This window comes from Paenibacillus phocaeensis (assembly GCF_900021165.1).
GTDB lineage: Bacteria > Bacillota > Bacilli > Paenibacillales > Paenibacillaceae > Fontibacillus > Fontibacillus phocaensis.
Genome location: NZ_FCOQ01000012.1, coordinates 193,063 through 206,504 on the forward strand (window position 1 = coordinate 193,063; position 13,442 = coordinate 206,504).

Annotated in this window: 11 protein-coding genes; 3 read left to right on the plus strand and 8 right to left on the minus strand. The window is 57.2% G+C overall.

Annotated features, from left to right (window positions below):
* Nucleotides 1-39 precede the first annotated feature (39 nt).
* From ychF to BN3795_RS06410, 8 genes are all read right to left on the minus strand, one after another.
* Complete coding sequence (ychF, locus tag BN3795_RS06375) at nt 40-1,140, minus strand: redox-regulated ATPase YchF (protein ID WP_068783868.1); 1,101 nt, start codon at nt 1,138-1,140, stop codon at nt 40-42.
* Nucleotides 1,141-1,251: 111 nt separating this feature from the next.
* Nucleotides 1,252-1,734 carry a GNAT family N-acetyltransferase gene (locus BN3795_RS06380; protein ID WP_068783869.1) on the minus strand — a complete coding sequence of 161 codons (483 nt, stop codon included), beginning with the start codon at nt 1,732-1,734 and terminating at the stop codon, nt 1,252-1,254.
* 47 nt (nt 1,735-1,781) lie between these two features.
* Entirely contained in the window at nt 1,782-2,612 is an 831-nt protein-coding gene (locus tag BN3795_RS06385) for an energy-coupling factor transporter transmembrane component T family protein (protein WP_068783870.1), read from the minus strand.
* The gene (locus BN3795_RS06390) at nt 2,609-4,414 is read right to left on the minus strand and encodes a DUF3744 domain-containing protein (RefSeq protein WP_068783871.1); all 1,806 of its coding nucleotides are present in this window, start codon (nt 4,412-4,414) and stop codon (nt 2,609-2,611) included. The genes BN3795_RS06385 and BN3795_RS06390 overlap by 4 nt, the downstream gene beginning before the upstream one ends.
* A gap of 15 nt (nt 4,415-4,429) precedes the next feature.
* Nucleotides 4,430-4,990 carry an ECF-type riboflavin transporter substrate-binding protein gene (locus tag BN3795_RS06395; RefSeq protein ID WP_068783872.1) on the minus strand — a complete coding sequence of 187 codons (561 nt, stop codon included), beginning with the start codon at nt 4,988-4,990 and terminating at the stop codon, nt 4,430-4,432.
* A gap of 670 nt (nt 4,991-5,660) precedes the next feature.
* Nucleotides 5,661-6,689 carry a type 2 isopentenyl-diphosphate Delta-isomerase gene (gene fni / locus BN3795_RS06400; RefSeq protein WP_068783873.1) on the minus strand — a complete coding sequence of 343 codons (1,029 nt, stop codon included), beginning with the start codon at nt 6,687-6,689 and terminating at the stop codon, nt 5,661-5,663.
* Nucleotides 6,690-6,761: 72 nt separating this feature from the next.
* Nucleotides 6,762-8,270, minus strand: a complete 1,509-nt coding sequence (gene cls, locus BN3795_RS06405) for a cardiolipin synthase (RefSeq protein ID WP_068783874.1) — start codon at nt 8,268-8,270, stop codon at nt 6,762-6,764.
* 244 nt (nt 8,271-8,514) lie between these two features.
* Nucleotides 8,515-9,207, minus strand: coding sequence for a TorD/DmsD family molecular chaperone (locus BN3795_RS06410; RefSeq protein ID WP_068783875.1), 693 nt, complete (start codon nt 9,205-9,207; stop codon nt 8,515-8,517).
* A gap of 335 nt (nt 9,208-9,542) precedes the next feature.
* Between BN3795_RS06410 and moaA the strand changes: the two genes are divergently transcribed.
* The 3 genes from moaA (at nt 9,543) to BN3795_RS06430 (ending at nt 13,378) form a co-directional block, all read left to right on the plus strand.
* On the plus strand, nt 9,543-10,550 hold the full coding sequence (moaA, locus tag BN3795_RS06415) for a GTP 3',8-cyclase MoaA (protein WP_068783876.1): 1,008 nt from the start codon (nt 9,543-9,545) through the stop codon (nt 10,548-10,550).
* Between the two features lie 448 nt (nt 10,551-10,998).
* On the plus strand, nt 10,999-12,216 hold the full coding sequence (locus tag BN3795_RS06425) for an MFS transporter (RefSeq protein WP_068783878.1): 1,218 nt from the start codon (nt 10,999-11,001) through the stop codon (nt 12,214-12,216).
* A gap of 184 nt (nt 12,217-12,400) precedes the next feature.
* Nucleotides 12,401-13,378 carry a LacI family DNA-binding transcriptional regulator gene (locus tag BN3795_RS06430; protein ID WP_068783879.1) on the plus strand — a complete coding sequence of 326 codons (978 nt, stop codon included), beginning with the start codon at nt 12,401-12,403 and terminating at the stop codon, nt 13,376-13,378.
* Nucleotides 13,379-13,442 lie beyond the last annotated feature (64 nt).

A 13,442-nucleotide genomic window follows, 5' to 3' on the forward strand; every position in this document is an offset into this window, starting at 1 on the left:
AGACTTGGGGCAGGATTTAGCGCTTCTGACCCGGGTGAATTACACGTTAAAGCGGAAGTGCATGACATCGCCGTCCTGAACGACGTATTCTTTGCCTTCCAGGCGCAGTTGACCGCGCTCGCGCGCCGAGTTCATCGAACCGGCGGCGACGAGGTCCTCGTAAGAGACGACCTCTGCACGGATGAATCCGCGTTCGAAATCCGTGTGAATCACGCCGGCCGCTTGCGGCGCTTTGGTCCCTTTGCGGATCGTCCAGGCGCGAACCTCCTGTACGCCGGCTGTGAAATACGTATACAAGCCAAGCAAACGGTAAGCCGCCTGAATCAAGCGATCCAGGCCGGAGGCGCTAAGACCGAGCTCCTCAAGGAACATCGCTTTGTCTTCGCCTTCCAGCTCCGCAATCTCCGCCTCGACCTTGGCGCTGATCGGCACCACTTCGGCGCCTTCGGCTGCGGCAAATTCTTTGACCTGCTGTACGAAAGGATTGCGGTCGGCTTCGGTCACGCCGTCTTCGCTGACATTGGCCGCATACAGGACCGGCTTCAACGTCAACAAGTGCAAATCGCGCACGATCAGCTTCTCCTCGTCCGACAGCTCGACGCTGCGCGCCGGTTGATCGTTATAGAGCGCCTCCTTGATCCGTTCCAGAACCTCGACTTCCTGGGCGTATTGTTTATTCCCGCCCTTCATGTTTTTCTTGGACCGCTCGATCCGTTTCTCCACGCTCTCCACGTCCGCCAGGATCAGTTCCAGATTAATCGTTTGGATGTCGCTGATCGGGTTGATTTTGCCGTCCACGTGCGTAATGTTCTCATCCTCAAAACAGCGAACAACGTGAACGATGGCATCCACTTCGCGGATATGCGCCAGGAACTTGTTGCCAAGGCCCTCGCCTTTGCTCGCCCCGCGCACCAGACCAGCGATATCGACAAATTCAAAGGCCGTCGGCACCGTACGGTTGGGCACTACCAGCTCGGTTAGCTTGTCGAGCCGCTCGTCCGGTACCTCCACCACGCCGACGTTCGGATCGATCGTACAAAACGGATAGTTGGCGGATTCAGCCCCCGCCTGGGTTATCGCGTTAAACAGTGTGGATTTCCCCACGTTCGGCAAACCCACAATGCCTGCTTTTAAAGCCATATGATTGACAACTCCTCATTCATGTAATTGCTCATCTTCCTTCAACCATAGTAACGATACGCCGGAAATATTTCAAGGATAACGATCTCGCGCCGCTTCCGGGTCCCCGAACTAACCGCGATCCTCCAGGGTTTTGCTCATCTGAAGGTCCGTTACGGTATAGCCCATTTTTTGATACAGCCGGTAAGCCCGCTGATTATGCCCGAACACATGGAGGCCGATCGTATTCAGCCCCAATTCTCGGACTTTCTCCTCAAGCGCGGTCATCGTCGCTTGCCCGTACCCCTTGCCTTGGAATTCGTCGTCGATCACGATATCGAGAATAAACGCAGCCGGGCCTTTCTCCTGTTCCATTACATTAAACCAGAGATGACCGACGGGGGTCTGTTGCTCGCTCTCCTTCACGCGGAACAGATAGGCCCCTTGGGTTTCCAGATCATCCGGGAGCAACCGTCGGAATGCTGCTTCGGAGAGCGCCTGCGCGTCCTCCGGCTTCCAGGCGCCGGCAGTCAGCTTCTCCTCTGCGTAATCGCGGACCGAACGGCTGCGAAACGCCTGATATTCCGCCTTCGTCATTGGAACCAATTGCACCATAGGTTTCCTCTCCTTGCCGGTCCTTCGCGGACCGCAGTGATTTTTCTCTACCCAAGCGGGTACCAAAAGCCTTGAAACAGCATGCGCTTCAGCCCGATTCCGGCCGCCAGCAGCACGACACACAGCAGCGCAATCCCCTTATCGCTGAGGGTCATCACCGTCCCCATATACCAGGTACGCCGCGGTTTCGTACCGAACCCGCGCAGATCCATGGCATCGGAGACCGATTCGATATGCTGCAGCGAGGATTGCAGCAGCGGCACGACCGCTTGCGTCAGATTCCGCGCCCGTTGAAGCAGCGTACCGTCGCCGCGGGAAATGCCCAGCCCCCGCATCTGGAGCGCATTGAGAATCGTGCGGAACTCCTTCGTCAAATCGGGGATATAACGAAAGGCAATGCTTACGGCATAAGCGAGCTTGTAAGGCACGCCCAGCTTGTTCAGACTAGCCGCAAAACGGCTGGGATGGGTCGTGAAAATAAATAACAGCGTAATCGGGAGCAGGGTTAAATATTTTAGTGACAACGTCAATACGTAAAAAAGCGTTTCAGCATTCACGGTGTCATAACCCAGCGGGATCAACGGCGTATCGCTTCCGGTCAGCGTCGTTCCGAAGCGGGGCGTGATGAGCAGAATAAATACGCTGTTGATGAGGGTAAAGACCGTCAGCGCCCAGAACAGCAAAGCCATTTTTCGAATCGGGATCCGGGCTTGCAGGAGCATCGCAATCCCGCCGGCCAGCATGACGGCAAACACGCGCAAATCCATAAACAGAAAGGTGACAACGGTCCAGGTCAGCAGCAGAATCAGTTTGACCGCCCCGTCCATGCGATGAAAAAAAGAGTCTCCGGCAACGTACAATCCTTTTGCCTGGCTCATGTGCGCTTCACCTTCTTTTCCGCGGCGATAAAGGCCTCGACGAACCGGGAAGGCGAAGCCAGTCCCCAAGCTTTGGCGAAACGAGCCAAGCTCGTCTCCCGCAAGTTCGCCCGAGCGGTAATCGCTCCATCGGCCAGGATCCGGGCCACCGCATCCTCCGCGATCAACCGCCCTTCCGCCATCACCGCCGCCCGGTCCGCGTATTCCAGCGCCAAATGCATGTCGTGCGTGATGAACAGGAAAGCCATGCCTTCCGCAGCCAGCCGGTCAATAAACTCCATAAATTCGGTATAATGCCGATAATCCTGGCCCGCCGTCGGCTCATCCAGGATCATCAGCTTCGGCTGCAACGCCAGGATGGCGGCGATGCTCAGCCGTTTCTTCTGCCCGAAGCTCAGCGCGGAAACCGGCCAGTTCCGGTACGGATACAGGCCGCAGATCTGCAGCGCTTCGTCCGTGCGCCGCTCCCGTTCAGGTTCAGGCACACCGCGCGCCGCCAAGCCGATGCGAATCTCGTCGCTCACCTTATGCTGGGTCAGCATGTGATGAGGATGTTGCATGACATAGCCGATCTCCTCGCCGCGGCGGCGGATCGACCACCCGTTGATCCGTTCACCGCGCAGGCAAATCTCGCCCGCACTGGGCTTCAGCAAGCCGGTGATCAATCCCGACAACGTCGATTTGCCGGCTCCATTGCTGCCAAGTAGGGCGACCGTTTCGCCCGCACGGACGGTCAGCGAGACGTCCGTTACCGCGTTCTTGCCCGGCTCGTAGGCGAAGGTCACGCCCCGCAGCTCAAGTAGCGGCTCGCCGAGGTTGTCCCGCGAGGCAGGCGGAACGGACGCCGCCCAGGCCTCCAGCCGCTCCCGCAGCTGCAATTCGCTCAGCTGCGGCTGTGTGGCGCGGTCCGAAGCGGAATTGGCGCTTTCCCGCTCGGCCCCTCCTTCAATGCTGCGGTTCGCTTCCGCAGCAGGAGCCTGGAGCTGCAGGGTCTCCGGCCCGGTTAAGCCGGTGAACTGCGACAGCGACAGCCCCGCATGGCGCAGCGCCTCCAGATACAGCGGCTGGCGCAGGCCGTACTGAGGGAGGATTCCCGCAGCCAGCAGCTCATCCGGCGTCCCGATGGCCGCAATCTCCCCTTCGTTCATAACTACGACACGGTCGATCTGCTCCAGGAGCACGTCTTCGACCCGGTGCTCGATGAGAATCACCGTCTTCCCCTGGTTCCGGTGGATCTCATCGATCAGACGCATCGTTTTGGCTCCGCTAGCCGGATCCAAATTCGCGAGCGGCTCGTCGAACAGCAAAATATCCGCTTGCGTCGACAATACCCCGGCCAGTGACACCTGCTGTTTTTGCCCGCCGGACAACTCGTGCGGCCCCTGCGCTTCATAGGCACGCATGCCGACCAGGTCCAGCGCGGAAGAGACAGCCGCTTTCATCCGGTCTTGCGGAGCGGCCTCATTTTCCAGTTGGAAAGCCACATCTTCGCCAACGGTCTGGCCGACGAACTGGGCGTCTGGATTTTGCAGAATCGTCCCGATCCGGCGGCTGCGTTCGAAGATCGTCATCTCCGAGGCGTCCCGTCCGTCCAGCAGCAGCTGGCCGGACATTTCACCCCCGTACGAAAAGGGAATTAGCCCATTGATACAATGGGCTAACGTCGATTTGCCGGAGCCGCTGGGGCCGGCGATCCATATTTTTTCCCCGCGTGCGATTTCCAAATGGATGTTCTTTAGCGTAGGTTCGCTTTGATTTCTGTAACGAAAACTGAAATGTCGGAAAGTGATGACGGCCTGCATGTTTTCAGTTAACTCCTATCTGTCCACGCTTAAATTCGAGTTGCTGCGGTTACGCTTCACGTAAGCCAGCACCGCCGGTAATCCCAGAATGAGAAACACAGCCAAGTTGGCCAGACCCGCCGAAATGACCTGAACCGCGATCTTGTCGTTGGGCTCCCCCATCACAAGGATATCGAAATACCCGGAGAACGCCAGCGAAACGAAAATTCCCACGATTCCATATACGATAAACCCGGTCACGTGTTTTTTCTTCATCCGCCCTTCCTGGGCATTGAAATCCTTGGCCAAATAAACCAGGCCCATAAAAGCTGCGGTGATACCCGAGCCAAGCGCCCAGCCCCACCACACGGTGCCGCTTGTAATCAAATCGTTGATGATATGCCCGATAAATCCGGCGATGAAACCAACAACCGGCCCGAACAGGGCACCGAAAATCGCCAGCAAGGCGATAGCCGGACGCAGCTGTGTATCCGGCGCGATCGGGATGCCGATCCAACTGGTCGCTCCGTACAGAGCCGCCCCGATCCCGATGGTCACCACCGTTCTCGTGCTCCACTTCCACAATGAAGGTTTCATATCCAAACTCCCTTTCTGCGCACATAATCCCCGCTCTAACGCGGGCCCTGCCGCCGTATATGTATCGACCGGCCGCCGTCTCCTTCTCGAATCCGGATGTCCAGGCTGCCGTCTACGCAAAGCCGGTGTTTCACCTTCAATATAATCGGGATTTTATCCGATTGCAACAAATTCTTACAAGATTAGTTGGAATTACAGGTACCGGGCAAGTAGCAGGTAGGCAGCAGGTAGCAGGTAGGCAGCTGTAGAAAGCAAGTAGCCGGCAGGTATGCAGCGGGCGGGAAGCAAGTAATAGGCAGCACGGTAGGTAGCAAGTTGACAGCAAGTAAGTAGCAAGTAAGTAGCAAGTAAGTAGCAAGTAAGTAGCATGTATGCAACTCGGGTATGCAGCAAGTAGGTATGTGTCTCCACCCGCTTTTCACCATTATCCCTCTGAGTCAGGTAAGAGGAAATCCCCCCTATCTTGGGATAGAAGCTAGGGGCTCCAGGCTCCATAAACCTAGGCACCCTACTCCTGAACAAAGGGGATAATCCTGCAAAGGGCCGAAAAATAGACTAACCCGCCGCTCCGTAGTGCCGTAGTGCCGTAGTGTCGTAGTGCCGTAGCGCCGTCCTGCCGTCCCACCGCCGTCCCGCCAGGAAGCCCCGGCTTCCTCAGCCCATCCATCCACTACTCGCGGCGCACCAGCCGCGGCGTGTCCCTCAGCGCCGGAACGCTCCCGGCGCCGATGCCGAACATGGCGGTGCGGAGCTCCAGCTCAACGCGCTCCAACAGCGCGTCCAGCCGCTCCTCCGAATGCACCGCCGGTTCGAGCAGTGCCCGGCCGAACCCGGCCAGATCCGCGCCAAGCGCCAGCGCTTTGGCGGCGTCCACGCCGGTGTTCAGGCCCCCGCTGCCGATTAGGGCGGCGTCCGGCACCGCCGCCCGCACTTCGCGGAGGCATTCGGCGGTGGGGATGCCCCAATCCGCGAATGCCTCCGCCGCTGCGCGGCGCACCGGGTCGCTGCCGCGGAACTTCTCGACCTGGCTCCACGAGGTGCCGCCGGCGCCCGCGACGTCGATGAAGGAGACGCCCGCTTCGCGAAGCCGTCTCGCCGTAGCGCCGTCGATGCCCCAGCCGACCTCCTTTACGCCAATCGGGATCGGCAGCTCGCGGCAGACCTCCTCGATCCGCCGAAGCAAGCCGCTGAAGTTGGTATCTCCTTCCGGCTGGAATACCTCCTGAAGGCTGTTCAGATGCAGCACGAGCATGTCCGCTCCGGCGATCTCCACCGCCCGCTTGCAATCCTCCGGGCCATAGCCGTAGTTGAGCTGTACCGCTCCCAGGTTCGCGATGATCGGGATCGATGGCGCGAAGCGCCGCACGGCGAACGTAGGCGCCAGCTCGTCCCGCTCGACGGCAGCCCGGACCGAGCCGACCCCCATCGACCAACCGCGCCGCTCCGCCGCTTCGGCCAGGCGCGTGTTGATCTCGCCGGCCAGCCGGCTTCCGCCGGTCATCGAGCTAATCAGCAGCGGCGTGCGCAGGGACGCGCCAAGAAACGCCGTCTTCAGGCTGATTTCGGCGAAATCCAGCTCCGGGAGGGCGTTGTGGCGAAAGCGGTATTTTTCGAATCCGTTGCGAATTCCCTCTGCATTCACTTGCTCCTCCAGACAGAGGCGGATATGCTCGGTTTTGCGTTCCGATGTCGGTTCCATGCCGTAGTCCTCCTTGACTGCGAAATACGCCGGTGTGCACGCACCGCCCTGCCCCCTGTCTCCCCCACCAAGCTACAGCAGCGGGGATAACAGACGGGCCGCGGATTCCGCCAGGCGCACCGGGATTTTCTTATTCATAAATTCATGCTTGTCGATCAGCTTTGCCGACAGCAGATCACGTTCGAAGTTGTTTACAACCTTGGCAACGCTGTCGCTTTGCACCAGGAGCGCATTTACTTCAAAATTCAAATGGAAGCTGCGCATATCCATATTAGCCGTTCCGACCGTGGCTACTTCCCCGTCTACGATCAGCAGCTTGGAATGCAGGAAACCTTTTTCATATTCGAAAATCTTCACCCCAACTTCCAGGAGCGAAGGAAAATACGAATGGGAGGCCAGAAACGGCAGCCATTTGTCCGGTTTGGCCGGGAACAGGATGCGCACGTCAATCCCCGATAATCCGGCTACGCGCAGCGCGGTCAGTATATCCTCGTCCGGGATAAAATACGGCGTCGCCAGCCATACCGATTTCTTCGCCGAGGTGATCATCGCAAAGAAGATATTTTTGAGCGTGCGGCTCTCGTTGTCCGGCCCGCTTGGCACAATCTGAACCGCACCGCTGCAGCCCTGCTCCAGTTCAGGGGAGAGGTAGGCGAGATCCATGATTTTCTCCCCGGTTACATACTGCCAGTCCTGCAGAAAAATAATCTGCAGCGACCGCACCGCCTCCCCTTTAACCAGCATATGCGTGTCGCGCCAGAAGCCGTAGGTCTTGCTGCGGCTCAAATATTCGTCACCTACGTTGAGGCCGCCGATAAAACCAGTATTGCCGTCGACGACAACAATTTTGCGGTGGTTGCGGTAATTTACCCGGCTCGACAGGGCGAGGAACCGCATCTGCCCGTAGATGCCAACCTTCACCCCCGCCTCCCGCAGCTCGGCGATAAACGACTTCGGCAGGCCGATGCTGCCGACCGCGTCGAACATAAACCTGACCTCAACACCGGCCCGCGCCTTCTCCATCAACGTCTTCTGGATTTCGCGCCCGATGTCGTCGGCACGATAGATATAGTATTCCATATGAATATGGTGCTCGGCCTTCTTAAGCTCGCGCAGCAGGTTGGTAAACGTCTCTTCCCCGTTGGTCAGCACCTGGGTGCGCGTTGCCATTGAATACGGCGTGCGCGCCAGCCGCTGGGACAGATGCAGCAGCCGCTGCTGGCCGGGGCTGAACTGCGACAAGTCGCGCGGCAGCAGATGCCCGCTGTGGTCGATCCGCTCATAGCTGAGGCGGTCCTGCTCCGCCTTCTTATCGAATTTGCGCCGTTTGAAATAGTTTTGTCCCAGCAGAAAGTAGAGCACGAGCCCAACGACCGGCAGCAAGGCAAGCACAATAATCCAGGCCACGGTACTGGACGGATTGCGGTTCTCCATAAAAATGGCGAGGCCGATTGTAATGACGGTCAGCGTTTGGAAAATACTAACGAGCGTACCCCCGAATTTACCGAAGACGCCAAATCCGAAATAATAGAAAGCAAATAAAATCGCGGCGATTAAAATGATTTGTAGTCCCCGTCTCATCGCTGTACCCCTTCTTTTTCTAATGATGCATGCTTATATTCTACATGAACGTTTGAATTCTTCCTACTGGGAGGGGGAAAATTGTACTGCGTGCCGAGGGATGGAGGTTCCAACGCTGATGAGCCACTCTATTCCAAGTAATACAGCGGATTACGGCCGCTAAACTTCCAACAACGGATACCAAAAAGGACCTCGTGCGCATGATTGCGGACAAGAGGTCCTATTTCCTATTACTTCGTATCGATTAGATCGCCGGCTGTTGACTGTCCCGCCAGGCGCGGAGCTGCTGTAAATCGGCGGCGAGGAATTCTTCCATCATTTCAGCGAGTCCGGTAAAGAGCGGGCTGCTTGTTGCTTGCATCAGCTCCTGGGCAAACGGCTGCGCCCACTTCAGCAAATGGGACTCCAGGAAGTGAATCTGTGCGTCCGCCAGCGCGAGACAGCTTTGCTGCAGGCTGGCCTTGGCCAGCATCCCTTCGGCCAGCACCGCCATAAATTCCAGCTCCAGTGCGATATGGTCGTCGCATTCCCCGTTCAACTTGTTGAACACGATCGCATTCTCCATGTATACTTTGCGAACCTCGGCGCTGCATGCCATAGCGGCGGTCCCTTCCCGGCGGCTGCGGAACGAGCTCTCGCAGGCAGGGATGAGCGCGTCTCGGCCTGAGAACAGACGCTCATATTCCTTCGCTTCCTGATGGCAAACGCTGCGAAAATCCGCCTCAGGGAGACTCTCCAGATAGGCCATCAGCCTCCGGCCACCTCTGCTGATCGCTGTCCTCGAACCCGATTCCACCTTGCGTCGCCACTGGGCGATCAAGGACATTCGCGGCGGACGGCCAAGAAAATCCATCAACAACTGATACACCATCCCGCGGGTTTCCAGCCACCGAACCTGCTCTTGTGTGTAGACCAAAGGTTTGAACAGCATCGCCATCCGAATTCATCTCCCTGTAGGTGTAGTTTGAAGCGTCAACTTCCCTTCCCGGAGCTCCAAACTTGAGATAATTGAAAAAAAAGATGACTTCCTTAAACATGTCGGAAATCATCTCGAAAACATATACCGACACATGATTAAGGGGGATCACGTATCGCTTACCTGAATTATAACTCAGTTGTAAGCGCTTCAATGTGATCTTTCTTACACCTTGCCTACTTTCATTGTATCATCGACCGCCACAGAATATACTTGAACAGTGTGTGTCAACGCATTGACGCCCCGTCTGAATATAGATAAAATTTGAAGCACCTGGAGAGAAAGGAGGCGTTCACATGGAGCAGTTGCTTGACCCTTTTGGGCGTAAGCACGACTACCTGCGCATTTCGGTCACCGACCGGTGCAACTTGCGCTGCGTCTACTGCATGCCCGCCGAGGGAATGGTCTTTCAACCGCAGGAGGAAATCATGAGCTACGAGGAAATTGCCGAGACGGTCTCGGCTCTTGCTCCAATGGGCCTCCGCAAAATCCGGCTTACCGGCGGGGAGCCGCTGGTGCGCAAGGATTTGGAACAACTTGTCGCTATGCTCTCGGCCATTCCGGGCATTGAAGATATCGCTTTAACCACCAACGGCATGTTTTTGGGGAAGAAGGCGGAACTGCTGAAGCAAGCAGGCTTGAAGCGGGTGAACATCAGCCTCGATTCGCTGCGTCAGGACCGCTTTGCCATGATCACCCGCGGCGGTGAGGTGGGGAAAGTGCTGGAAGGAATTCAGGCCGCCGTCGAGGTTGGCTTCGAGCCGATCAAGCTGAACGTGGTCCTGATGAAAGGCATCAACGAGGACGAAATTCGCGACTTTCTCGCTTTAACTTTGGATCGCCCGCTGCATGTGCGTTTTATTGAATATATGCCCATTGGGAGTGCCAGCGACTCCTGGCGCCAAACCTACCTGCCCTTAACGGCCGTCGAAGACGTATGCCGGGAATCGGGGTGGGAGGTGGCGGACGATGAAGGCCCGCGCGGCAATGGTCCTGCAGAAAGCCGCCGGATCGCCGGGGCAGCCGGGACGTTTGGGTTGATTCATCCAGTCAGCGATCATTTCTGCGACAATTGCAACCGGCTTCGCCTGACCGCCGACGGATATATCAAAGCTTGCTTGTATTGGTCGGACGAGCTGCATGTACGGCCCTTTGCCGCAGCCGGCGACCATGAAAGCATTCGCTCCTTATTCCTGAAGGCGCTGGGAGCCAAGCCGAAGAACCACGAAATGGCGTTGGCGCTGGAGCATAAACAGCAAAGCCATACACCGACAGCCCGCCGGATGTCGCAAATCGGCGGCTAATCCGTCAAGCGGCCCGACTCCAACCAGGTTCGGGCCTGCTCGTAATCCTCCGGCTTGTTCATATTAAACGCGCACCACTCCGAGGGGAGGCCCGATGCTAATGCGAGGGCCTCCCCTTCGATATATTCGGTGCGCAGCGTGTCCGTCCAAGCCGTCATCTTGAGGCGGCCTTCCCGCAGCCGGGCTTCCAGGCCGGGAAGCACGCTGCGCCGGTAGGCCGCCAGCAGCGGATGCGCCCGCCCCTCCGTGCGGGCGAGGATNTCGCGGCCCATCCGGCTGGATTTCCCCCCGGCCAAAATGATGGCGGTTGTATTCATCCGCTCGCCTCCGATGCATAAAATATGGTAAATAAAATAAAACTTGGTTTGTATCCCCTTTCACCTGTGTGTTACATTGGGATCATAGTCACAAGCTTCCTTTGTGACCACTTGGACCCGGACAGAAAGGAATGGCGCGTTTGCAGGACATAAGACGACATTCGTCCTTTTCGTTGTTGCCGCTAGGGCTGCTTAACTTTTTTATTTACGGAACCATGGTCATTTTTGCTGCCTTTTTTCAATTATATTTGCAGGACATCGGGATGGACAAGCTGGAGATTGGCAGTTTGATGGCCATTGGGCCGTTGATTTCCTTGCTGGCTCACCCGTTCTGGAGATACCTTGGAGATCAGAAGCAAAATCCACGCGCTGTTCTGTTAGTGATGATGTTGGGGTTGCTCATCATGGGACATCTTGTGTTTAAGGTCAACACCTTTTCGATGCTGTACCTGACGATGATTCTGCTCTACTTCTTCCTAAGTCCGCTGCTCTCGCACAGCAACACCTTGATTCTTGGCTATACGGCGGGAACAGAGAACCGATTCGGAACCTACCGCATTTGGGGCTCGATCGGGTGGACGCTCATCGCGCTGGCAGCCGGACCGATTATCGACTCGATTGGCCATAACGGGATTTCCCTGCTCTTTAGCGTCACATTGATGCTGGCGATCGGCGCCACCCTCTTGCTGCCCTCCATTCGGCAGTCGTCTCAGACGCCTTGGCTGAGAGGACGGGAGCTGAGCCGGGCGCTGCAGAACAAATACTTGCTTGCCTTCGTTGGGCTTAGCATGTTGGTCGCGGTCCCCAACGCAATGAACAGCATTTTTATGCCGCTATTCATGACCGACCTTGGCGGGTCGCGGCTCGCGGTCGGCGGCGCCGTCTTCCTATCCACAGCGTTTGAACTGTTGGCGTTTATTTTACTGGATCGTTATTTAAAGCGGAAAATGTCCTATTTACTCGCTTGTATCACCATCGTTAGCCTGCTGTTTGCCATCCGCTGGGATCTGATGTCGGAGGCGGCGCATCCGGTGCAAATCCTGCTCATCCAGCTCCTGCATTCCGTAACGTTTGGCGGGTTCTTCTACGTTGGTACCAAGCTGGTCGCCCTTCTGCTGCCTCGCCCGCTGAGATCGGCAGGACAAGCCGTGTATACGTTCGCCGCCAGCGGTCTTGCCGGAGTGATCGCCGGCTTTTGGGGCGGCTGGATGTTTCAGAACTTCGGTTCGGTGGTCATGTACCGGTCCGGAGTCGCTCTAACGTTGATTGGCGCGCTGGGCTTCGCTGTCATTTGGTATCAGGTCCGTCATCATGGATATACTCCAATGATCGGACATGAAGAGGAATGAGCCCCGCCGCGTTCTCGATAGGACGAAAGAAAACAATGCCTGATCCCGTAACGCCCTCGTTGTCTTCCGAGGTGACGCCGGTGGAGGGCATTGTTTTCTTTACTGCAGCTCCAGTGTAAAATATGAAATGCATTCCATAGCAAGATATTTCTTTGACCTTTTTTCGGGGAAGGAGCGGTTTGCCTTGCCGAACATCAAACAGATCGCGGAAGCTGCGGGGGTCTCGGTCACCACGGTATCCCGCGTATTGAACGGCCACCCGTACGTCAGCGCAGCCAAACGGGCCGCAGTGGAAGACGCCGTGAGCCGGCTTAACTATTCGCGGAATATGAACGCTGTCCATTTGATCAAGGGCATCACGCAAACGGTGGGCGTCGTTCTGCCGAACATCAACCACTATTATTTTGCCCGAATTATGGAGGGGATGGCCCAGGCAGCGTTGAAGCGCAATTACCAACTGATGTTGTGCCAAACCGACTATAACCCAAATGAGGAGCGCAAGGTGCTGGAGATGCTGCGCAATAAGCAAATGGACGGGCTGGTCATCTGTTCGCGGGCGCTTTCGCTCCGCGAGATTGAACCGTATGCCGCATATGGCCCAATCGCGTTATGCGAGCGGGTCAGCGGGCTCAATCTCTCCTCGGTTTATATCGATCATTACGCCAGCTTTCAAACCGCAATCCGCTATCTCTGGGAGCAAGGGCGGCGGCGTATCGCCTTTACGATCAGCCGGCGCAACAGCCCCAGCAGCCGCAGCCGCCTGCAAGCCTACTCCGATACCCTTGCAGCCTTGGGCGGACAAGCCCGGGAGGATTGGGTGCTGGACGGCTGCTTCGATTGGGAGGACGGCGCCGCGCTGGTGCAACGGCTGCTCGCGATGCCCGAGCGACCGGACGCTCTGCTCATTACCGGCGACCAGGTGGCCGCCGGATTTATCCTCACCGCGCGGCTTCAAGGGCTGGAGGTGCCGGACGACTTCGCCGTCATCGGCTTCGATAACCAGCCGATCGCCGGCTTGCTCGGCATCACCACCATCGACAACCGGTTGTCGGAGATCGGGGAGCGCGCTTTTTCCATCGTTCATGAACAGATTCACACTGGCGGAGGTGCCCCTGTCTCCGAGGAGCTGGGATTCCGTTTCATCGAGCGAAGCTCCGTGTGAAACAAAGAAAGGAGCCTGCAGAGATTCTGCAAGGCTCCTTGGATTTAGCAAGACTGGGGTTCCG

Excerpts from the sequence above, each read along its gene's own strand:
- BN3795_RS06395 (WP_068783872.1), bottom strand. The coding sequence starts at position 4,990 with ATGAAACCTTCATTGTGGAAGTGGAGCACGAGAACGGTGGTGACCATC.
- moaA (WP_068783876.1), top strand. The coding sequence starts at position 9,543 with ATGGAGCAGTTGCTTGACCCTTTTGGGCGTAAGCACGACTACCTGCGC.
- BN3795_RS06380 (WP_068783869.1), bottom strand. The coding sequence starts at position 1,734 with ATGGTGCAATTGGTTCCAATGACGAAGGCGGAATATCAGGCGTTTCGC.
- BN3795_RS06410 (WP_068783875.1), bottom strand. The coding sequence starts at position 9,207 with ATGGCGATGCTGTTCAAACCTTTGGTCTACACACAAGAGCAGGTTCGG.
- BN3795_RS06425 (WP_068783878.1), top strand. The coding sequence starts at position 10,999 with ATGGCGCGTTTGCAGGACATAAGACGACATTCGTCCTTTTCGTTGTTG.
- BN3795_RS06385 (WP_068783870.1), bottom strand. The coding sequence starts at position 2,612 with ATGAGCCAGGCAAAAGGATTGTACGTTGCCGGAGACTCTTTTTTTCAT.
- ychF (WP_068783868.1), bottom strand. The coding sequence starts at position 1,140 with ATGGCTTTAAAAGCAGGCATTGTGGGTTTGCCGAACGTGGGGAAATCC.
- cls (WP_068783874.1), bottom strand. The coding sequence starts at position 8,270 with ATGAGACGGGGACTACAAATCATTTTAATCGCCGCGATTTTATTTGCT.
- fni (WP_068783873.1), bottom strand. The coding sequence starts at position 6,689 with ATGGAACCGACATCGGAACGCAAAACCGAGCATATCCGCCTCTGTCTG.
- BN3795_RS06390 (WP_068783871.1), bottom strand. The coding sequence starts at position 4,414 with ATGCAGGCCGTCATCACTTTCCGACATTTCAGTTTTCGTTACAGAAAT.